We start from the raw sequence: 19,994 nt of genomic DNA, 5'->3' as shown, positions 1-19,994 counted from the left end.
GTGGTTCCTTTGAAAATGCCGGGTGGCGCTATGCTTACCCGGCCTACTTATAATGCGGGGAGGGTTGAATCACCCGCGTGTGCTCAACACGTCTTTCTCATACGCCCGCACGTTCTCCAGCCACTGGCTGCCTGTTGGTACGTCGTTGCGCTGACAGTACATTTCCCACACGGCCTGCCACGGCAGCGATTTCTGCTCTTCCAGCAGCGCCAGGCGGGCCGTGTAGTCACCTTCCTGCTCCAGCTGTTTCAGTGCTTCAGTGGGCTCCAGCAGGGCACGAAGCAGCGCTTTCTTCATGTTGCGGGTGCCGATAACCCACGCCGCGATGCGGTTGATGGAGGCGTCAAAGAAGTCGAGGCCAATATGAACGCGGTCGAACAGGTCGTGGCGAACGATCTCGCTGGCAATGGCCTGCGTTTCGTCATCCAGCAACACCACATGGTCGCTGTCCCAGCGCACCGGACGGCTGACGTGCAGCAGCAGGCGCGGCACGTAGAGCATGGCGGCAGAGATTTTGTCGGAGATGACCTCCGTCGGGTGGAAGTGCCCGGCATCCAGACACAGGGCAGTCTGGCGGCTGGTGGCGTAACCCATATAGAACTCGTTCGAGCCGACGGTATAACTCTCCGCGCCAATGCCGAACAGCTTGCTCTCCACGGCATCAATATGGTGCGCCGGGTTAAGCTTCTCGCTAATGGCTTCATCCAGTGCAGCCAGCAGGCGCTGGCGCGGGGCGAGGCGGTCAATGGTGACGTCCTTCATGCCGTCCGGGATCCAGATATTCATCACCGACGGGGTACCAAGCTGTTCACCAAACCAGGCTGAAACGCGGCGGCAGGCCTTCACGTGGTCGATCCAGAACTGACGGATTTCATCGTTGGCGTGAGCAAGGGTAAAGCCGTCAGCGCTGAGCGGGTGCGAGAAGCAGGACGGGTTGAAGTCCAGGCCCAGACCGTTGGCTTTTGCCCACGCCACCCAGTTTTTAAAGTGTTTCGGCTGGATTTCATTACGCGCGACCGGCTCGTCGGATTCCAGATAAATCGCGTGCAGGTTCAGGCGCTTCGGACCGGGTATCAGGCTGAGCGCCAGCGTCAGATCGGCGCGCAGTTCGGTCGCGTTGCGCGCTTTTCCGGGATAGTTACCGGTTGCCTGAATACCCCCCGTCAGGGAACCGCCTGGGTTTTCGAAGCCGGCGACGTCATCGCCCTGCCAGCAATGCATGGAGACCGGCAGACGGTCGAGCTGACGCAGTGCCGCTTCGACATCCACGCCGACGGCGGCGAAACGCTGTTTAGCCAGGTTCCAGGCTTGTTCAAGTTGAGTGGTCATGCGCAAAGCTCCTTAGTCAGTCGGTTTTGCTGAAACTGCTCCCGGTAGCGGGCAATTTCATGGCAGGGATCGGGAAGGAACGTGGTCAGGCTGCCGCTGGCGGTGACTACCGAGCGGAAATCGTCCACGCTGGCCAGTTCGTCAAGGGTCATCAGCTGAATGCCGATATTGCCGAGCGTGGAGGCCTCGACCGGGCCCGCCACCACGGTGATGCCGCAGGCATCGGCACAAAGCTGGTTTAACAGCGCGTTCTGGCAACCGCCGCCAACAATATGCAGCGTGTCGAACGGTCTGCCGCGAAGGCTGACCAGCTCGCTCAGCACATCCGCATAAAGCAGGGCAAGGCTGTCAAAAATACAGCGCGCCAGTTCGGCCGGGCTTGATGGTACAGGCTGTCCGGCTTCGCGGCAGGCGGCCTGGATCTCGGTGCTCATGTGCGCCGGATTGATAAAGCGATCGTCATTGGGATGAATCAGGAACGTACAGGCTTTGCGCTTTTCGGTGTCGGCGATAAGCCCGGGCAGATCGGTAATTTTCTGCTCCTTAAGCACCCGCTGGAGCAGCCACAACCCCATAATGTTCTTTAACACCCGATAGCGCCCTTCGGCCCCGCCTTCGTTGGTGATATTTGCGGCCATTGCCTCCTCGCTGACGTAAGGCGTTTTGCTTTCAAAGCCCATCAGCGACCAGGTGCCGGAAGAGAGATAGGCGGCATCTTTACCGCAAAGCGGTGAGGCAATAACCGCGCTGGCGGTATCGTGGCTCGCCACGGCAACGACCGGGATCGCATTCCCCTGCGGGCACACCCACTGGCCGATGACGTTGCCGGGATGGGTCGGCGTACCGAACCACGCCGGGGATGCGCCCGTCCAGGCCAGCAGGTGCTCATCCCAGTTATCCGAGTTGATGTTGACCAGCTGGGTGGTGGTGGCGTTGGTATATTCCCAGTTCATGTTGCCGGTCAGGCGATAGCTCAGATAGTCCGGGATCAGCAGCACATGGGCAACGTCTGCTGCCAGCCCTGGCTGCTGCTCGACCAGAGCGCGCAGCTGATACAGCGTGTTAAACGGCAGAAACTGTATGCCGCTGCGCCCGTAGATATCATCCTTACCGAGCCGGGCGATGGCGTGCGCCATCAGGCCATCCGTGCGGCTGTCGCGGTAGGAGACGGGCAGGCCAACGCGAGCGCCGCTGCTGTCCAGCAAGACATAATCGACGCCCCAGGTATCTATGCCGATGCTGTCGATGAGGATCCCGCTATCGCAGACTTTTTTGAGCCCGGTACGGATCTCCGTCTCAAGTTCATCAATGTTCCAGGTATCAAAGCCGTCCTGTTTTTGCAGGCAGTTCGCAAAACGATGCATCTCGCGAAGGGAAAGGGTGTGCTGGTCGCAGTCCCAGGTGGCGAGCATTACACGGCCGCTGGATGCGCCTAAATCCACAGCGACACAATGGCGAAAGGTCATGGTCGGATCCTTCTTGAAATCATTAGCGCTGAGTGTAAAAAAGGGGCGAAAAAACCACCTTCTCGCCACTGACAGTCCGCAACCCGTGCTGGCAAGAAAGCAAAGATGAACGTGAGGGGGTTCACACTTTTCCGCGAAGGCGCGCCGTTCAGCCACTGTGACGTTGACCGCAATTCCGGATCTTTCCCGCTTATTCTTGAAAAACAGGCAGGTTTTGCGGCGTTTGCTGTCGAAAATTTAAGGTGAGGGTGAGAGGCCTTATTTACTATTTTGAGAACATTTCTCATTGGTGGGGGGCGTTATGACCATACTGCACAGCGTGGACTTTTTTCCGGCGGATGGTTCGCCTGTGGCGATAGAGCCGCGGCTGCCGCAGGCGGCTTTCCCGGAGCATCATCATGATTTTCATGAAATCGTGATTGTTGAGCATGGCACGGGCATCCATGTCTTTAACGGTCAGCCCTACACCATCAGCGGCGGCACCGTCTGCTTTGTGCGCGACCACGATCGGCATCTGTATGAGCATACCGACAACCTGTGCCTGACGAACGTGCTCTATCGATCCCCGGACGCATTCCAGTTTCTCGCGGGGCTTCATCAGCTACTGCCGCAGGAGAAGGAAGGACATTATCCGTCGCACTGGCGCGTGAATCAGGCCACGCTGCAGCAGGTTCGCCAGATTTTGCTCCAGATGGAGCAGAGTCAGGACGGACAGGAGATGCATGCGCTCGCCACGCGCGAGATGTTGTTTATGCAGCTGCTGGTGGCGTTGCGCCGCAGTAACCCGGTGGAGGGGGATAGCAGCGAAGCTCGCCTGAACCAGCTGATGGCCTGGCTGGAGGAACATTTTGCCGAGGATATCTGCTGGGAAATGCTGGCGAGTCATTTTTCACTCTCCCTGCGCACCCTGCACCGCCAGCTTAAGCAGCGAACCGGGCAGACGCCCCAGCGTTACCTTAACCGACTGCGGCTGATAAAAGCGCGCCACCTGCTGCGCCACAGTGATGAAAGCGTCACGGATATCGCTTATCGCTGCGGTTTCGGCGACAGTAACCACTTTTCGACGCTGTTTCGTCGGGAGTTCAGCTGGTCTCCGCGTGATATTCGCCAGGGGAGGGACACCTCACTACAGTAACGCGAGCCCAGTCAACGTTTTGCTGCCGTAAAGCGGGTAATAATGTCAGGTTTTCGCCGTTGAGGTGGTGATGTGGCCGCACCGTTAATTCTTCGCAAAGATGACTTTTTTGCCTCCGCTGAACAAGCTGTTGCGGTGGCGGATCGCTATCCGCAAAACGTCTTTGCTGAACACACGCACGAATTTTATGAGCTGGTGCTGGTGTGGCGCGGCAACGGTCTGCACATTCTCAACGATCGGCCTTACCGGATTACCCGGGGGGATCTGTTTTACATTCGTGCCGAAGATAAACACGCCTACGCCTCGGTGAATGACCTTGTTTTACAGAACGTTATCTACTGCCCCGATCGGCTCAGCCTTAACGTTGACTGGGCAGCATGCATTCCCGGCTTCAACGGTGCGAAAGGCTCGCCGCACTGGCGTTTAAGCAGCAGCGGCATGACTGCCATCCGTCAGGCCATTTCCCTCCTTGAACAGGAGAGCTATAAAATCGATCCGCTGGCTAACCCGATGGCGGAGATCCTCTTCGCACAGCTGGTGATGATGCTTAAACGGCATCGCTACGAGACGGATAACCCCTCCGCCACGCAGCAGGAGACCCTGCTCGATAAGCTGATTGCCACGCTGGCGGCCAGCCTGAATAAAAGCTTTGTTCTGGAAAAGTTCTGCGAGCAGGAGCAGTGCAGCGAACGTGCCCTGCGTCAGCAGTTCCGTACCCAGACTGGCATGACGGTAAATCACTATTTGCGCCAGCTGCGCATTTGCCACGCCCAGTATTTGCTCCAGCATACAGAGTTCATGGTCAGTGACGTGGCAATGCGCTGCGGCTTTGAGGACAGTAACTACTTTTCGGTGGTCTTTAATCGCGAGGTAGGGATGACGCCGGTGCAATGGCGTCATCACAGTCGCAGGGCGGCGTAATCAGTTCGCCATACCGAGGCCGACAATGTTGGCCGCAATGATAATCACCACGCAGCCCAGGCTCAGAACGCCCACCGGTCGGCGTCCGGCATTGTTCCACTCCCTCAAGATGAGACCCACCAGTCCGCCGCACAGCACGTAGAAGCTCATGTGCAGCATCCAGCTCATATAGTCATATTGTGCCGGGATGCTGGCGTGTCCCCAGGCGTAGAAAAAGAATTGCAGGTACCACATCAGTCCGCCGAGCGCCGAAAGCAGTACGTTGGTGATGATGACCCGTTTTGCCAGTGAGAAGTCGGCTTTTAGCGACAAACTCTCAACTTTTGCCAGACGAATTACGCAATAGCCGAGGTTAACCAGTGCGCCGCCGCCCATGATCACCACGTAGCTGGGCAGCGCCACGTACAGCGGGTCGACGCCCAGCGCGGCGGCCGCCTCGTGCATCGGTTTGGCGGCGTTCATGGCAAACGACATTCCGGCGGAGAAGATGCCGCACATTACCGCCAGCAGCAGACCCTTTTTCAGGTTAAAGTCCTCGGCTTTAATGCCCATCTTGCGCTCTTTCAACTGGCCCGCGCGGGTCACTATTCCGACGCCAATAACCGCTACCAGCACGCCCAGCAGCGTCATTCTGCCGCCTTCGGTATTCAGTAACACGTCGAGGTTACCGTTGAGGATGGGCGTCATCAGAGTGCCGACAATCAGCGTGATGCCAATCGCGATGCCGATCCCCATCGACATGCCGAGATAGCGCATGGTGAGGCCGTAGTTAATATTGCCGATGCCCCACATGGCACCAAACAGAAACACCGGCAGCAGAGTGGAGGCGTTAAAAGAGGAGAAGTAGCCCCAGAAATCCGGGAGTAGCATGGCGCTGATGGCCCAGGGAAGCAGGATCCAGGAGACCACACCGCCAACCGACCACATGGTTTCCCATGACCACTGCCTGACTTTTTTAAACGGAGCATAGAAGCAGGCTGCACTGGCCGCACCTATCAAATGCCAGAAAATACCCATCGTAATCGCATGATTCATGTTTACGTCCTCATCGTTTTTATCGGTCAATGGCATCCCACCGACCCGATGAGTGTAAAAATTAAGCAGAACGACCACCTTCGGGAGGCTGCCGCACTTTGGTTTTAAATGGCAATCAACGCGTTAAGCGCGTGAGCAGATTCACATTTTCACGCTTCATCAGAAAAGGAATGACCTTACAAAAACTACGGCATTGATAATCATTTTCAATATCATTTAATTAACTATAATGAACCAACTGCTTACGCGGCATTAACAGCTGTGCCGCCCGACAATAATGGAGAGGATTATGAGTTATACACTGCCATCCCTGCCGTATGCCTACGACGCACTGGAACCGCATTTCGACAAGCAGACGATGGAAATCCATCACACTAAACACCACCAGACCTATGTGAACAACGCGAATGCTGCGCTGGAAAGCCTGCCAGAGTTCGCTAACCTGTCTGCTGAAGAACTGATCACTAAACTGGACCAGCTGCCAGCGGACAAGAAAACCGTTCTGCGTAACAACGCGGGCGGCCACGCTAACCACAGCCTGTTCTGGAAAGGCCTGAAAACCGGTACCACCCTGCAGGGCGACCTGAAAGCGGCTATCGAGCGCGACTTCGGCTCCGTTGACAACTTCAAAGCGGAATTCGAAAAAGCCGCTGCAACCCGTTTCGGCTCTGGCTGGGCGTGGTTGGTTCTGAAAGGTGACAAACTGGCGGTGGTTTCCACTGCTAACCAGGACTCCCCGCTGATGGGTGAAGCGATCTCTGGCGCATCCGGCTTCCCGATCCTGGGTCTGGACGTGTGGGAACACGCTTACTACCTGAAGTTCCAGAACCGTCGCCCTGACTACATCAAAGCGTTCTGGGATGTGGTGAACTGGGACGAAGCAGCAGCGCGTTTCGCCGCTAAAAAATAAGGTTGCATTGACGCCTGTGAGAAGCGAGTCTGATGACTCGCTTTTTTTGTATCTGCGTAATGGAGGCAGCGATGCATTACCCGGTGAATGTGTTTACAGGCAAGGTAAGGGAGTACGACGGCAGCCGCCCGAGCGCCATCGCGAAAGTGCAGGTTGACGGTGAACTGACCTTAACCGACCTTGGGCTGGCAGGCGATGAGCAGGCCGAAAAGAAAATCCACGGCGGGCCGGATCGCGCGCTGTGTCACTATCCTCGCGAGCACTATCAGCACTGGAAAACCGAATTTCCTGACCAGGCGGACCTCTTCGTCGCGCCTGCATTTGGTGAGAATCTCTCGACGGAAGGGCTGACGGAAAAGAACGTGTTTATCGGCGATATTTATCGCTGGGGCGACGCCCTGATTCAGGTGACGCAGCCTCGCTCGCCGTGCTTCAAGCTCAACTACCACTTCGGCATTCAGGATATGTCGGCCCAGCTGCAAAGCGCGGGTAAAACCGGCTGGCTGTACCGTGTGGTGCTGGCCGGGCAGGTTTCGGCGGATGCGCCGCTTGAGCTGGCTTCGCGCCTGAGCGACGTGTCGGTGTATGACGCCTGCGCCATCGCCTGGCATATGCCGTTTGATGATGAACAATATCATCGGTTGCTGTCTGCGGCGGGGTTATCGACCAGCTGGACCAGAACAATGCAGAAGCGGCGGTTAAGCAACAAGATCGAAGATAATTCGCGGAGATTGTGGGGAAAATAGTGCTCCGCAGAAAGTAGGCCGGGTAAGGCGAAGCCGCCACCCGGCACATACAGTTATGAACGCTTATACAACGGCAGCCACAGCGTTAACCGCAACCCGCCCAGCGGGCTGTCGTCAGCTTTCACCCAGCCGCGATGCTGTTGCATGGCGGTTTCAACAATTGCCAGACCCAAACCTGTACCGCCGGATTCACGGTCGCGCGCTTCGTCAGTACGGTAGAACGGACGGAAAATCTGCTCCCGATCTTCAGGGCTGACGCCAGGACCGTCGTCATCCACGATAACGGTGATCCCGTCTTTATCTACCGAGAACGCCACCTCAATCTTGGTATGCGAGTAGCGCAGAGCGTTACGCACAATATTCTCCAGCGCGCTTTCCAGCGTGTTGGGGTTGCCGTACAGCGGCCATGGACCCGGCGGGAAGTTGACGGTGAACGATTTGCCCATCTGTTCCGCTTCGAACGCCGCGTTGTCCAGCACCTCATGCCACAGGTGATTGGCTTTCACCGTTTCGCTGACCAGCGCGTTTTTCTGCTGGTTGCGTGACATCACCAGCAGGTCATTAATCATGCTGTCCAGGCGGTGAGCTTCCGTTTCAATACGTTCCAGCTCTTTACTTTCCCCACTGCGGCGGCGCAACAGCGCGGTGCCAAGCTGCAAACGCGTAAGCGGGGTGCGCAGCTCGTGCGAGATGTCCGATAGCAGACGCTGCTGTGCGGTCATCATTCGATCGAGCGCGCTGACCATCTGGTTAAAACTGGTCCCGGCGGCAAGGAATTCCTGTGGCCCCGCTTCCAGCTCAGGGTGTTGTCGCAGGTTACCCTGCGCCACTTCATCGGCGGCGTTTTTCAGCTTACGTGCGGGTTTTGCCAGACTCCACGCCAGCCATAACAGCAGCGGCGAGCTGACCAGCATGGTAACAATCAGCAGCAGGAGCGGACGGTCAAACAGCAGGTTGATGAAATCGGACTGGGAACTGCTCGCAGGGCGAATCAAATAGAGCTGGTAATTGTCTTCCCCATCCCGTACCGAGAAAGGACCCACCATCTCTACCCGACCATATTTCTTTTTCTGTGGGTGATCGGCATTATCCGCCTGGCCAATAAAGTTACGGATAATCTGCATTTCATTGCGATCGGCCCCAATGACGCGGCCTTCGCTGGTGACCAGCAAAAGGCGTTGCCCGGGCGGCGCCCACTTGTCGATAGCGCGAAACAGCCTGCGCCACCACATCAAATCGTTCGGCGGATCGTTTGCCAGCTCCGCTTCAACATGCTGCTCGATCATCACGCCCTGACGTTGCTCGCTGTCAAGAAGCTCCGTCATCTGGCGTGAGTCGAGTTTTGGCAACATCAACACGAGCATTAAAACCAGGGCCAGCGTCAGCCAGAAGATGGCAAAGATGCGGGCGGTTAAGCTGCCTATCATGAAGCGGAAACCATCAGATAGCCGCGACCACGCAGGGTTTTAAACCATGGGTGACCGTCTTTACGCTCCGGCAGCTTGCGGCGCAGGTTAGAGATGTGCATGTCGATGGCGCGGTCAAACGGGGTAAGACGTTTGCCCAGCACTTCCTGACTCAGGTGTTCACGCGATACCACCTGGCCGAGGTGCTGCGCCAGCAGATAAAGCAGGGTGAACTCTGTGCCGGTCAACTCCAGGGTCTGACCGTCGAAGCTCGCTTCCTGACGACCTGGGTTCAGGCTCAGGGAGTCCACTTCCAGCGTGGGTGAGCTGTTGTCGGTATTCTGCTGCTGCTCGCTCCAGTGGGAACGGCGCAGGATAGCGCGAATACGGGCCACCAGTTCACGATCGTTGAACGGTTTCGGTAAATAGTCATCCGCACCCAGCTCAAGGCCGAGAACGCGGTCAAGTTCGCTGCCGCGGGCGGTCAGCATGATAACGGGGGTCTGGTGTGTCTGGCGAAGCTCTTTCAGCGTATCAATACCGTTTTTCTTCGGCATCATGACGTCGAGCAAAAGTAAATCGATGCTGTCGTCAAGGAGACTCAGCGCCTGCTCGCCATCATGGGCAACCAGGACGTTGAAACCTTCCATGTCGAGCAACTCCTTTAAAAGGGATGTGAGCTCTCGGTCATCATCAACTAACAGGATTTTATTCATTGTTTAAATACCTCCGAGGCAGAAATTACGACATCAAGGCTATCTAATCCATGACTTTACGTTGTTTTACACCCCCTGACGCATGTTTGCAGCCTGAATCGTAGACTGTCTCTCGTTGAATCGCGACACGAAAGATTTTGGGAGCAAGTGATGCGCAAAGTTACCGCTGCCGTCATGGCCTCAACGCTGGCGTTCAGTGCGTTTAGCCAGGCCGCTGTAGCTATCAACGGCGATACCGGTCCCTCACCAGAGGGCGCAACGCAGCTCAGTAGCCAAAGCCATATGTTTGACGGCATAAGTTTAACCGAACATCAGCGTCAACAGATGCGAGATCTGATGCAGAGGGCACGACACGACCAGCCCCCTGTTAATGTTAGCGAAATGGAGACAATGCATCGCCTTGTCACCGCAGAAAATTTTGACGAAAGCGCTGTACGCGCTCAGGCCGAAAAAATGGCAGAGGAACAGGTTGCCCGCCAGGTAGAGATGGCGAAGGTCCGTAACCAGATGTTCCACCTGCTAACGCCCGAGCAGCAAGCGGTTTTGAACACCCGACATCAGCAACGAATGGACCAGTTGCGTGAGGTTGCACGGATGCAGCGAAGCCTGGATGCGACGCTTTTCAGTAGCAATAGCAGTACCCGTAGTAACCAGTAAACCCTGTTTTCCTTGCCATAGACACCATCCCTGTCTTCCCCCACATGATGTGGGGGTTTTTTTTGCCCCGCATTCTGATTTGTTAACCGTTTATTCATCCTCCGTCCCCCTATGCTTCCGTTATACTAGCGGCAAGACATGACAGGAGCGTTTATGAATCAATCCTATGGAAGGCTGGTAAGCCGGGCCGCTATTGCGGCAACCGTTGTGGCGTCTGGCCTGTTACTGATTAAAATCTTTGCCTGGTGGTATACCGGTTCGGTCAGTATTCTGGCGGCGCTGGTGGATTCGCTAATGGATATTGCCGCCTCGCTAACCAACCTGCTGGTGGTGCGCTATTCACTGCAGCCCGCGGATGAAGAGCACACGTTTGGGCACGGTAAAGCGGAGTCGCTGGCCGCGCTGGCGCAAAGCATGTTTATTTCCGGTTCTGCACTGTTCCTGTTTTTGACCGGCATTCAGCATCTCGTCTCGCCGACACCGATGAACGATCCCGGCGTGGGCGTAGTGGTGACGGTCGTTGCACTTATAAGCACACTTGTTCTGGTAACGTTCCAGCGCTGGGTGGTTCGCAAAACGCAAAGCCAGGCTGTACGGGCGGATATGCTTCATTATCAATCTGATGTTATGATGAATGGGGCAATTCTTATTGCGCTCGGCCTGGCCTGGTATGGCTGGCACCGGGCCGATGCGCTATTTGCGTTAGGTATCGGCATCTATATTTTATATAGCGCCTTACGGATGGGGTATGACGCGGTGCAATCGTTGCTTGACCGGGCCCTTCCGGACGCAGAACGCAATGAAATTTTTTCTCTTGTGACCTCCTGGCCTGGCGTCAGCGGTGCACACGATCTTCGAACGCGGCAGTCAGGGCCGACCCGCTTTATTCAGATTCATATTGAAATGGAAGACAACCTGCCACTGGTACAGGCTCACGTGATTGCAGAGCAGGTCGAGCAGGCAATTTTGCAGCGTTTTCCTGGTTCAGACGTCATTATTCACCAGGATCCCTGCTCGGTTGTACCCGGACACGTGGGGCTTTCGTAATTGGTTGTAAAAAAGTGAGCCAGGCCAGCATTTTGTGTATAAATTACCGCCATTTGGTCTGACCTGAATCAATTCAGCTGGAAGGGATTGATATACTATTTGCAGTATTCGTTGGTCGATAAGTTTCTTCCGGCAACAGATTTCAATTTTGCATTCCTAAGTTCAGAGGTAGTCATGATTAAGAAAATCGGTGTGTTGACAAGCGGCGGTGATGCGCCGGGCATGAACGCGGCAATTCGTGGTGTTGTCCGTGCAGCGCTGACGGAAGGTCTGGAAGTTTTTGGTATCTATGATGGTTACCTGGGTCTGTATGAAGATCGTATGGTTCAGCTCGACCGTTACAGCGTGTCCGACATGATTAACCGTGGCGGTACCTTCCTTGGGTCTGCGCGCTTCCCGGAATTCCGTGACGAACACATCCGTGAAGTGGCTATCGAGAACATGAAAAAACGCGGTCTGGACGCGCTGGTGGTTATCGGCGGTGACGGCTCTTACATGGGTGCAAAACGTCTGACCGAAATGGGCTTCCCGTGCATCGGTCTGCCGGGCACCATCGACAACGACATCAAAGGTACTGACTACACTATCGGCTTCTTTACTGCACTGGGTACCGTTGTTGAAGCGATCGACCGTCTGCGCGATACCTCGTCTTCTCACCAGCGTATCTCTATCGTTGAAGTGATGGGGCGTTACTGCGGTGACCTGACCCTGGCCGCGGCGATTGCCGGTGGTTGTGAGTTCGTGGTGGTCCCGGAAGTGGAATTCAGCCGTGAAGATCTGGTCGCTGAAATCAAAGCCGGCATCGCGAAAGGTAAAAAACACGCGATCGTGGCTATCACCGAGCACATCTGTGACGTTGACGAGCTGGCGAAGTACATCGAAGCCGAAACCAAGCGCGAAACCCGCGCGACCGTACTGGGTCACATCCAGCGTGGCGGTTCCCCTGGCCCTTACGACCGCATTCTGGCGTCCCGCATGGGCGCGTACGCTATCGATCTGCTGCTGCAGGGTCACGGCGGCCGTTGCGTCGGTATTCAGAACGAAAAACTGGTTCACCATGACATCATCGACGCGATTGAAAACATGAAGCGTCCGTTCAAAGGTGACTGGCTGGACTGCGCGAAAAAACTGTACTGATCGGCTCTGTTGCCCGGTGGCAAGGTAAATGCAAAACGGTAACCCTTGGGTTACCGTTTTTTATGTTTGCTCCCTCTCCCGTGGGAGAGAGTTGGGGTGAGGGCATCTGGCTGCTCACATTCTTCTTTTTATTCCTCTACGTTATAGCCAATCTTTTTTTATTCTTTAATCATCGAATCGCTTTCTGGCACGCTGCATTCATCAAAACACTACACAAGAGAGCCGGGCGATGAATAAATGGGGCGTGGGTTTAACATTATTGCTGGCATCGGCCAGCGTTCTGGCGAAGGACATCCAGTTACTGAACGTGTCTTACGACCCGACGCGTGAGCTGTACGAGCAGTACAACAAAGCATTTGCGGCGCACTGGAAACAGGAAACTGGCGACAATGTCGTGGTTCGCCAGTCTCACGGCGGCTCCGGTAAACAGGCGACCTCCGTCATCAACGGTATCGAAGCCGATGTGGTGACCCTGGCGCTGGCCTACGATGTCGACGCCATTGCCGAGCGTGGTCGTATCGACAAAAACTGGATCAAACGCCTGCCGGATAACTCTGCGCCATACACCTCGACCATCGTCTTCCTGGTACGTAAAGGCAACCCGAAACAGATTAAAGACTGGAACGACCTGGTAAAACCGGGCGTGTCAGTGATTACACCAAACCCGAAAAGCTCCGGCGGCGCTCGCTGGAACTACCTGGCGGCCTGGGGTTACGCGCTGCATCACAACAACGGTGACCAGGCCAAAGCGCAGGAGTTCGTGAAAGCGCTGTACAAAAACGTCGAAGTGCTGGACTCCGGCGCGCGTGGCGCCACCAACACCTTCGTCGAGCGCGGTATCGGCGACGTGCTGATCGCATGGGAAAACGAAGCCCTGCTGGCCACCCACGAGCTGGGCAAAGACAAGTTCGAGATTGTGACCCCAGGCGAGTCTATTCTTGCCGAGCCGACTGTTTCCGTGGTCGACAAAGTGGTTGATAAGAAAGGGACAAAAGCGGTGGCGGAAGCCTACCTGAAATATCTCTACTCGCCTGAAGGCCAGGAAATTGCGGCGAAAAACTACTATCGTCCACGCGATGCGGCTGTTGCGAAGAAATATGAAGGGGAATTCCCGAAACTGAAACTCTTCACCATTGATGATGTGTTCGGCGGCTGGACGAAAGCGCAGAAAGAGCACTTCTCTAATGGCGGCACCTTCGATCAGATTAGCCAGCGCTAAGCGTTATCAAACGGCACGGTGACCCGGTGTGAGAAATCCACCGGGTTTTTTATTTGGTCATCATTTTGCGTTACTCTTTCGCCTCTATCGAAAACAGGGAACGCGTTGTGAAAAAAATTATCTTATTGATCCTTATTATCATCGCCCTTGCCGCTGGCGGCGTGTACTGGATAAAAGCGGGTAATCCGAATGCGTTGCGTCATATCGTTCTCGACCAGTGCCTGCCTAATCAACTGCAACACCGTAACCCGGCACCCTGCGCACAGGTGAAGCCTGATGCGGGCTATGTCGTATTTAAAGACCGCAACGGGCCGTTGCAGTATCTGCTGATGCCGACATACCGCATTAATGGAACCGAAAGCCCGCTCCTGACCGAGCCTCACACGCCAAATTTCTTCTGGCTGGCGTGGCAGTCGCGCAGCTTTATGACCCTGAAGCGGGGATCTGAGGTGCCTGACAGCGCCATTTCACTGACGATTAACTCGCCGACTGGCCGTACGCAGAACCATTTCCATATTCATATCTCCTGTCTGCGCCCGGACGTACGTGAGAAACTCAATGCGGCACAGGGCGACATTAGCACCCAGTGGCTACCTCTACCCGGTGGGCTGGAGGGGCATGAGTATCTTGCCCGACGGGTAACGGAGAATGAACTGGTCCAGCGCAGCCCGTTTATGATGCTGGCGGAAGAGCTACCCGAAGCGCGCGACCACATGGGGCGCTTTGCGCTGGCGATGGCGCAGCAGTCGGATGGTTCGTTTGTTTTGCTGGCGACCGAGCGAAACCTGCTCATGCTTAACCGCGCCTCGGCTGAGGAATTGCAGGATCATCAATGCACTATCCTGAAGTGACCCCACCATAAATAGCGTTTACTCGTCCTGCCTGTCGCCGTAGACTTGCTGAAAAAATCTACAGGAGACAGGTATGTCGCTCTGGTTATCTCATCCTCTGCTGCTGCCTTCGTTGATTGTTGGCGTCACCATCGTGCTATGGGCGACGTCGCTATTGCCAGAATTTATCACCGCGCTGCTGTTTTTCACGGCAGCGATGGCCGCCAGAATCGCCCCGCCGGAAGTCATTTTCGGCGGCTTTGCCTCGTCGGCTTTCTGGCTGGTATTCAGCGGTTTTGTACTGGGGGTGGCGATCCGTAAAACCGGTCTGGCTGACAGGGCCGCCCGGGCGCTGTCAGCAAAGCTTACCGATTCCTGGATATTGATGGTGGCGAGTGTGGTGCTGCTGAGCTATGCGTTGGCGTTTGTGATGCCGTCAAATATGGGGCGTATTGCGCTGCTGATGCCGATTGTTGCGGCGATGGCGAAACGTGCCGGCATCCCTGACGGTTCCCGCGCCTGGTTTGGTCTGGCGCTGGCCGTGGGGTTCGGCACTTTCCAGCTCTCGGCAACTATCCTGCCTGCTAACGTCCCTAACCTGGTGATGAGCGGTGCGGCGGAAGGCTCGTACGGCATCCACCTGAACTATGTTCCGTATCTGCTGCTGCACACCCCGGTGCTGGGCATTCTCAAAGGGCTGATCCTGATTGGCCTCATCTGCTGGTTATTCCCCGGCAGCCCAAAACCGCCGAAGGATCTGGCGCCATCTGAACCCATGGGGCAGGATGAAAAGCGCCTCGCCTGGCTGCTGGCGGTGGTGCTGGTGATGTGGGTCACGGAGAGCTGGCATGGTATTGGGCCGGCATGGACTGGGCTGGCGGCGTCCGTCATCGTTATGCTGCCGCGCGTTGGTTTTATCACCGGGGAAGAGTTTTCTGCGGGGGTGAATATGCGTACCTGTCTCTATGTGGCAGGTATTCTTGGGCTGGCCATCGTGGTGACGCAAACCGGTATCGGTACGGCGGTGGGCGAAGCGTTGCTCCGCATTATGCCGCTGGACGCAGACAAACCGTTCACCAGTTTCCTGGCGCTGACCGGTATCACCACCGCGCTCAACTTCATTATGACTGCTAACGGCGTTCCGGCGCTGTATACCACCCTGGCACAGAGCTTCTCAGATGCCACCGGCTTCCCGCTGCTGTCGGTGATTATGATTCAGGTACTGGGTTATTCCACGCCGCTGCTGCCGTATCAGGCGTCGCCGATTGTTGTGGCGATGGGGCTAGGGAAGGTGCCTGCAAAGGCGGGGATGATGCTCTGTCTGGCGCTGGCCGTTGCGACGTATCTGGTGCTGCTGCCGCTGGATTATCTGTGGTTTAGCTTGCTGGGGAAAGTGTAGTCCGCCCAACCCTCTCCCGAAGGGAGAGGGAGGAGAAGAGCGTAGGGCGGGTTAGCGAAGCGCCACCCGCCGCAAAGGCAATTACGCCTGTTTAGCCGCTTCTGCCGCTTTAACGATCACCGCGAAAGCGTCAGCTTTCAGGGATGCACCGCCAACCAGCGCGCCATCGATGTCTGGCTGGGTGAACAGCTCAGCAGCGTTGGAAGCGTTTACGGAACCGCCGTACTGGATAATCACTTGCTCAGCCACTTTCGCATCGGCTTTAGCAATGTGGTCACGGATGAATTTGTGCACGGCCTGAGCCTGCGCTGGCGTTGCAGATTTGCCGGTACCGATCGCCCAGACTGGCTCGTAAGCAATGACTGCACCTTCGAACGCTGCTGCGCCCTGCGTTTTCAGAACCGCGTCGATCTGACGTGCGCACACTTCTTCGGTTTTGCCCGCTTCGTTTTCTGCTTCGGTTTCACCGATGCACAGAACCGGGATCAGACCCTGCTCTTTCAGCACAGCGAATTTCTTCGCGATGAACTCGTCGGATTCTTTGTGGTAGGTGCGACGCTCTGAGTGGCCGATGATGATGTATTTTGCGCCGATATCTTTCAGCATTTCAGCGGAAGTTTCACCGGTGAACGCGCCAGACAGGTTAACGTCAACGTTCTGTGCACCCAGAATGATGTGGCTGCCGTCAGCGGCGCGTTTAGCCAGATCCAGGTACATATCCGGCGGAGCGATAGCAACCGCGCAGCCCGTTACGCCAGCCAGCTCTTTACGCAGGTTCGCAACCAGTTCGTTTACCATGTGGCGGCTGCCGTTCAGTTTCCAGTTACCCATCACTAAAGGATGTCGCATTTCAATTCTCCACGCTAAATAAGCGAATTAAGGAATATGGCCGCCCTGTCGGGCAGCATGGTCTGTGAATCAGTATAGAGATTTTCCCTCGAAAGGCTTTGCTTTTTGTCATTAATTCGCCCCGCCGAGGGTGTCAGATAGCGCCAGCTTAATCGGTTCAACTGCGAAGGTCAGTCCTTTTTCGCCGTTATCCGCCACCACATAGCGAATTGCCCCTTCAGTTGTGGCGTAGTACCGCTTGTTTTTACCCGCGGCCAGCAGCTTTTGTAGCTTTTGCTGGCTTTGCTTTTTCGTCAGCGCGGGCGTAAACGCCTGTAATACCGCGCTCATGTACTCCTGCGCCTTCGTTTTTGCCGCTTTCTGCTCTGGTCCCTGGATCGGTAGCCAGGTGATTTGCATGCTTTTGATTTTTAACGTTCCACGCTCCAGCGCCGTGGAGGCATACAAGTTTTCGTTTATCTTGCTCGCCGCGCGGGTCAGGGTTGGGGTATCACGAGAGCTATCAATCGCGCGAAACTCATCCAGCGGCAACGTAGGGTTGGTCTGATTGAAGGTTTCACGAAACTGACTGATGGATTGATCGAACGACGGCGCGCCTGCCAGCAAATAGGGTGCCGTGGTAGGGGCCGACGTGTCGGCGGCGTGCAGCGGAAAACCCGCGCCAAGCATCGCTATACACAGGAAGAGAGTGTGTGCCGAACTTTTCATCAACATTGCCCCTGGCCGTAAGTGCTCATGATTAAAACGATATCTGCCCGGCTTGTCAAAAGGTCACAACTCCAGGGTAAAATGCGGACTAAATGATAATAAGGAACCTTACATGACCATACAGCAGTGGCTGTTTTCATTCAAAGGGCGTATCGGACGCCGTGATTTCTGGGTCTGGATGGTGACGTGGGTTGTCGCCATGCTGCTTCTGTTTTTCGTTGCGTACAATGCCTGGTTGAGCACGCAAACGGCGGCTTTTGCGCTGGTCTGTTTGCTGTGGCCAACGGCGGCCGTGGTGGTGAAACGTCTTCACGATCGTGGCCGTTCCGGCGCGTGGGCCTTTCTGATTATTCTGGCGTGGATGCTGGTCGCAGGGAACTGGGGATGCTGCCGTCCATTCTTCCCTGGGTGGTGGGCAGACTGCTGCCGTCCGTTATCTTCGTGATGATGATTGTCGATCTGGGCGCGTTTATCGGCACCCAGAGCGAAAATAAATACGGTAAAGACACCCTTGAGGTGAAGTACCGCTGATCACCAGTAGTGTTCGGCGGTCATATGACCCGGTCGGCGGCGAAGATGTTTCGTCATCTGCCGGGTATCCTTCAGAAGCTGTTGCGTATCCCGAACCATCTGCGGGTTACCACACAGCATGACGTGGCTGGTGTCGGCAGTCATCGGCAAACCCACTGCGTTTTCCAGCACACCACTCTCAATTAACGCCGGCACGCGACCGGTCAGCGTACCTGCTACGGTTTCGCGGCTGACGACGGTCTGAATTTTCAGCTTCCCGCCATATCGCTGTTCCAGCGCCTGCATCTGTGGCAAGTAGCTCAGGTCTGCGGCGTAGCGCGCAGCATGCACCAGCACGATGTTTTTAAAGCGCTCAAGGTCTTTGCCATATTGCAGAATGGAGAGGTAGGGGCCAATGGCCGTGCCGGTTGCCAGCATCCAGAGCGTGTCACAATCAGGGATCTCTTCGAGTACAAAGAAACCTGCTGCTTCACTCACAATTTGCACATCGTCACCGGGCTTAAGGGCGGCAAGGCGCGGGCTGAGCTTACCGTCCGGGACGGTCACCAGATAGAACTCAAGATCCGGATTATCCGGCGCGTTAACGTAAGAGTAGGCGCGCTGCACGCGTTCGCCGTCGACATCCAGCCCCAGCTTCGCAAATTGCCCGGCCTTAAACGGGTGAACGGGAGCATGCAGGGTGAGACTAAATAGCGCATCGGTCCAGAACTCTATCTTTGTGACTTTACCTGTTACCCAGTCCGCCATGATCTTCTCCTGTGCTGTTTCTCTGTTCTATCTTCCGTACTTGTGGGAAACATTTCCAGCCCCTTCGGGCCGGAAAGCTCTATCGATCAAACGGTTTTACAGAATGTGCGTCTGTACGTCCGGGTCTTTACGATCGAGATAGTGGATGGACTGAATGCGGCGAATGGTGCGCGATTTACCGCGGATCAGCAGCGTTTCGGTGGTCGCCATATTGCCCTTGCGGGTGATGCCGTCCAGCAGGTCACCTTTGGTGATGCCGGTGGCGGAGAAGACAACGTTGTCGCTGCGTGCCATTTCATTCAGCGCGAGAACCTTATTGGCTTCGATACCCATTGCTTCGCAGCGTGCCAGCTCGTTTTCACCGATACGGCGGTTCTCGTCGCTGTCGCCTTTCACCTCATGGCGGGGCAGCAGGCGCGCCTGCATATCGCCGTCCAGCGCGCGGATCACCGCCGCCGAGACCACGCCTTCCGGCGCACCGCCGATGCCGTACAGCACGTCTACTTCGCTGTCCGGCATGCAGGTCAGAATTGAGGCGGCAACATCGCCATCCGGAATGGCAAACACGCGCACGCCGAGCTTTTGCATCTGCGCGATGGTGGCGTCGTGGCGCGGTTTTGCCAGAATCGTCACGGTCAGTTCACTCAGGGGTTTGCCCAAAGCTCTGGCGATGTTGCGCAGGTTCTCTTCCAGCGGCAGGCTGAGGTCGATTGCGCCCTTCGCACCAGGACCGACTATCAGCTTTTCCATGTACATATCCGGCGCGTTAAGGAAGCAGCCTTTATCGCCCACGGCCAGAACCGCAAGCGCGTTGGCCTGGCCCATCGCCGTCATGCGGGTGCCTTCAATCGGGTCTACGGCGATATCCACCGCATCCCCTTTGCCGGTACCGACTTTTTCACCGATATAGAGCATTGGCGCTTCGTCGATCTCGCCTTCGCCGATGACGATAGTGCCGTCGATGTTGACCTGGTTAAGTACAATGCGCATGGCATGGACAGCAGCACCGTCCGCGGTATTTTTGTCGCCACGCCCCAGCCATTTATAGCCTGCGAGGGCGGCCGCTTCGGTGACGCGGGAAAACTCGATAGCAAGTTCACGTTTCATGAGGTACTCGTGCAATCAAAAGGAATTGCACGAAGTTTATCACAGAGTGGGGAGGGGGGAGGGGACCGGTGCGGTTTGGGCCCCTCTCCCTGACCCTCT

General features: G+C 56.1%; 19 protein-coding genes and 1 pseudogene. 11 read left to right on the top strand and 9 right to left on the bottom strand.

Annotated elements, in window-relative coordinates; all coding sequences use genetic code 11:
* Positions 1 to 69 precede the first annotated feature (69 nt).
* The gene (gene rhaA / locus ACMGGM_RS12955; RefSeq protein WP_047625590.1) at positions 70 to 1,329 is read right to left on the bottom strand and encodes an L-rhamnose isomerase; all 1,260 of its coding nucleotides are present in this window, start codon (positions 1,327 to 1,329) and stop codon (positions 70 to 72) included.
* Positions 1,326 to 2,795, bottom strand: coding sequence for a rhamnulokinase (rhaB, locus tag ACMGGM_RS12950; RefSeq protein ID WP_087529296.1), 1,470 nt, complete (start codon positions 2,793 to 2,795; stop codon positions 1,326 to 1,328). Before rhaB ends, rhaA begins: the two co-directional genes overlap by 4 nt.
* A 301-nt stretch (positions 2,796 to 3,096) precedes the next feature.
* Between rhaB and rhaS the strand changes: the two genes are divergently transcribed.
* Positions 3,097 to 3,930, top strand: a complete 834-nt coding sequence (rhaS, locus tag ACMGGM_RS12945) for an HTH-type transcriptional activator RhaS (protein WP_063433883.1) — start codon at positions 3,097 to 3,099, stop codon at positions 3,928 to 3,930.
* Between the two features lie 72 nt (positions 3,931 to 4,002).
* A complete protein-coding gene (rhaR, locus tag ACMGGM_RS12940; RefSeq protein WP_023331609.1) occupies positions 4,003 to 4,851 on the top strand; it encodes an HTH-type transcriptional activator RhaR in 849 nt (282 codons plus the stop codon).
* Here the strand turns inward: rhaR and rhaT are convergent, their stop codons facing one another.
* Positions 4,852 to 5,886 carry an L-rhamnose/proton symporter RhaT gene (gene rhaT, locus ACMGGM_RS12935; RefSeq protein ID WP_014885719.1) on the bottom strand — a complete coding sequence of 345 codons (1,035 nt, stop codon included), beginning with the start codon at positions 5,884 to 5,886 and terminating at the stop codon, positions 4,852 to 4,854.
* A 289-nt stretch (positions 5,887 to 6,175) separates the two neighbouring features.
* Here rhaT and sodA point away from each other — a divergent pair, with 289 nt between their 5' ends.
* Positions 6,176 to 6,796 (top strand): superoxide dismutase [Mn], encoded by a 621-nt coding sequence (sodA, locus tag ACMGGM_RS12930; RefSeq protein WP_004203668.1) that lies wholly within the window; start codon positions 6,176 to 6,178, stop codon positions 6,794 to 6,796.
* A gap of 71 nt (positions 6,797 to 6,867) precedes the next feature.
* Positions 6,868 to 7,542: a 6-hydroxyaminopurine reductase gene (gene yiiM, locus ACMGGM_RS12925; protein WP_014885718.1), complete on the top strand. Its 675-nt coding sequence runs from the start codon at positions 6,868 to 6,870 to the stop codon at positions 7,540 to 7,542.
* 53 nt (positions 7,543 to 7,595) lie between these two features.
* Here yiiM and cpxA read toward each other — a convergent pair whose 3' ends face one another.
* The gene (cpxA, locus tag ACMGGM_RS12920; protein ID WP_014885717.1) at positions 7,596 to 8,969 is read right to left on the bottom strand and encodes an envelope stress sensor histidine kinase CpxA; all 1,374 of its coding nucleotides are present in this window, start codon (positions 8,967 to 8,969) and stop codon (positions 7,596 to 7,598) included.
* A complete protein-coding gene (cpxR, locus tag ACMGGM_RS12915; RefSeq protein WP_006179159.1) occupies positions 8,966 to 9,664 on the bottom strand; it encodes an envelope stress response regulator transcription factor CpxR in 699 nt (232 codons plus the stop codon). Before cpxR ends, cpxA begins: the two co-directional genes overlap by 4 nt.
* A 150-nt stretch (positions 9,665 to 9,814) precedes the next feature.
* Here cpxR and cpxP point away from each other — a divergent pair, with 150 nt between their 5' ends.
* From cpxP to ACMGGM_RS12885, 6 genes are all read left to right on the top strand, one after another.
* Positions 9,815 to 10,321 carry a cell-envelope stress modulator CpxP gene (cpxP, locus tag ACMGGM_RS12910; RefSeq protein WP_047027628.1) on the top strand — a complete coding sequence of 169 codons (507 nt, stop codon included), beginning with the start codon at positions 9,815 to 9,817 and terminating at the stop codon, positions 10,319 to 10,321.
* A gap of 153 nt (positions 10,322 to 10,474) precedes the next feature.
* Positions 10,475 to 11,368, top strand: a complete 894-nt coding sequence (fieF, locus tag ACMGGM_RS12905) for a CDF family cation-efflux transporter FieF (protein ID WP_014885715.1) — start codon at positions 10,475 to 10,477, stop codon at positions 11,366 to 11,368.
* A 174-nt stretch (positions 11,369 to 11,542) separates the two neighbouring features.
* Positions 11,543 to 12,505, top strand: coding sequence for a 6-phosphofructokinase (pfkA, locus tag ACMGGM_RS12900; RefSeq protein WP_014885714.1), 963 nt, complete (start codon positions 11,543 to 11,545; stop codon positions 12,503 to 12,505).
* A 229-nt stretch (positions 12,506 to 12,734) separates the two neighbouring features.
* Positions 12,735 to 13,724, top strand: coding sequence for a sulfate ABC transporter substrate-binding protein (locus tag ACMGGM_RS12895; RefSeq protein WP_045134872.1), 990 nt, complete (start codon positions 12,735 to 12,737; stop codon positions 13,722 to 13,724).
* A gap of 107 nt (positions 13,725 to 13,831) precedes the next feature.
* Positions 13,832 to 14,575, top strand: coding sequence for a CDP-diacylglycerol diphosphatase (locus ACMGGM_RS12890; RefSeq protein ID WP_014885712.1), 744 nt, complete (start codon positions 13,832 to 13,834; stop codon positions 14,573 to 14,575).
* A gap of 73 nt (positions 14,576 to 14,648) precedes the next feature.
* Complete coding sequence (locus ACMGGM_RS12885) at positions 14,649 to 15,953, top strand: SLC13 family permease (protein WP_014885711.1); 1,305 nt, start codon at positions 14,649 to 14,651, stop codon at positions 15,951 to 15,953.
* Positions 15,954 to 16,034: 81 nt separating this feature from the next.
* Here the strand turns inward: ACMGGM_RS12885 and tpiA are convergent, their stop codons facing one another.
* Positions 16,035 to 16,802, bottom strand: coding sequence for a triose-phosphate isomerase (gene tpiA, locus ACMGGM_RS12880; RefSeq protein WP_003862019.1), 768 nt, complete (start codon positions 16,800 to 16,802; stop codon positions 16,035 to 16,037).
* 111 nt (positions 16,803 to 16,913) lie between these two features.
* Entirely contained in the window at positions 16,914 to 17,510 is a 597-nt protein-coding gene (locus ACMGGM_RS12875; RefSeq protein ID WP_014885710.1) for a DUF1454 family protein, read from the bottom strand.
* A gap of 112 nt (positions 17,511 to 17,622) precedes the next feature.
* Here ACMGGM_RS12875 and ACMGGM_RS12870 point away from each other — a divergent pair.
* Positions 17,623 to 18,041: pseudogene (locus ACMGGM_RS12870) on the top strand (DUF805 domain-containing protein).
* On the opposite strand, the gene fpr reads toward ACMGGM_RS12870, so the two are convergent.
* Both fpr and glpX read right to left on the bottom strand, forming a co-directional pair.
* Positions 18,042 to 18,788, bottom strand: a complete 747-nt coding sequence (fpr, locus tag ACMGGM_RS12865; RefSeq protein ID WP_014885708.1) for a ferredoxin--NADP(+) reductase — start codon at positions 18,786 to 18,788, stop codon at positions 18,042 to 18,044.
* 96 nt (positions 18,789 to 18,884) lie between these two features.
* On the bottom strand, positions 18,885 to 19,895 hold the full coding sequence (glpX, locus tag ACMGGM_RS12860; protein WP_023331601.1) for a class II fructose-bisphosphatase: 1,011 nt from the start codon (positions 19,893 to 19,895) through the stop codon (positions 18,885 to 18,887).
* Positions 19,896 to 19,994 lie beyond the last annotated feature (99 nt).

Source organism: Enterobacter sp. BNK-14, from assembly GCF_047456095.1.
In the GTDB taxonomy this organism is placed as follows: Bacteria; Pseudomonadota; Gammaproteobacteria; order Enterobacterales; family Enterobacteriaceae; genus Enterobacter; species Enterobacter kobei.
Note: the sequence above shows the minus strand (reverse complement) of the source record. Positions and strands in the feature narration are given on the sequence as shown.

What these genes read in the sequence shown, in the direction of transcription:
- glpX (WP_023331601.1), bottom strand. Translation starts at nt 19,895, where the DNA reads ATGAAACGTGAACTTGCTATCGAGTTTTCCCGCGTCACCGAAGCGGCC.
- ACMGGM_RS12895 (WP_045134872.1), top strand. Translation starts at nt 12,735, where the DNA reads ATGAATAAATGGGGCGTGGGTTTAACATTATTGCTGGCATCGGCCAGC.
- fpr (WP_014885708.1), bottom strand. Translation starts at nt 18,788, where the DNA reads ATGGCGGACTGGGTAACAGGTAAAGTCACAAAGATAGAGTTCTGGACC.
- rhaB (WP_087529296.1), bottom strand. Translation starts at nt 2,795, where the DNA reads ATGACCTTTCGCCATTGTGTCGCTGTGGATTTAGGCGCATCCAGCGGC.
- cpxP (WP_047027628.1), top strand. Translation starts at nt 9,815, where the DNA reads ATGCGCAAAGTTACCGCTGCCGTCATGGCCTCAACGCTGGCGTTCAGT.
- rhaS (WP_063433883.1), top strand. Translation starts at nt 3,097, where the DNA reads ATGACCATACTGCACAGCGTGGACTTTTTTCCGGCGGATGGTTCGCCT.
- fieF (WP_014885715.1), top strand. Translation starts at nt 10,475, where the DNA reads ATGAATCAATCCTATGGAAGGCTGGTAAGCCGGGCCGCTATTGCGGCA.
- cpxR (WP_006179159.1), bottom strand. Translation starts at nt 9,664, where the DNA reads ATGAATAAAATCCTGTTAGTTGATGATGACCGAGAGCTCACATCCCTT.
- yiiM (WP_014885718.1), top strand. Translation starts at nt 6,868, where the DNA reads ATGCATTACCCGGTGAATGTGTTTACAGGCAAGGTAAGGGAGTACGAC.
- rhaT (WP_014885719.1), bottom strand. Translation starts at nt 5,886, where the DNA reads ATGAATCATGCGATTACGATGGGTATTTTCTGGCATTTGATAGGTGCG.
- cpxA (WP_014885717.1), bottom strand. Translation starts at nt 8,969, where the DNA reads ATGATAGGCAGCTTAACCGCCCGCATCTTTGCCATCTTCTGGCTGACG.
- rhaA (WP_047625590.1), bottom strand. Translation starts at nt 1,329, where the DNA reads ATGACCACTCAACTTGAACAAGCCTGGAACCTGGCTAAACAGCGTTTC.
- pfkA (WP_014885714.1), top strand. Translation starts at nt 11,543, where the DNA reads ATGATTAAGAAAATCGGTGTGTTGACAAGCGGCGGTGATGCGCCGGGC.
- sodA (WP_004203668.1), top strand. Translation starts at nt 6,176, where the DNA reads ATGAGTTATACACTGCCATCCCTGCCGTATGCCTACGACGCACTGGAA.
- ACMGGM_RS12885 (WP_014885711.1), top strand. Translation starts at nt 14,649, where the DNA reads ATGTCGCTCTGGTTATCTCATCCTCTGCTGCTGCCTTCGTTGATTGTT.
- ACMGGM_RS12875 (WP_014885710.1), bottom strand. Translation starts at nt 17,510, where the DNA reads ATGAAAAGTTCGGCACACACTCTCTTCCTGTGTATAGCGATGCTTGGC.
- tpiA (WP_003862019.1), bottom strand. Translation starts at nt 16,802, where the DNA reads ATGCGACATCCTTTAGTGATGGGTAACTGGAAACTGAACGGCAGCCGC.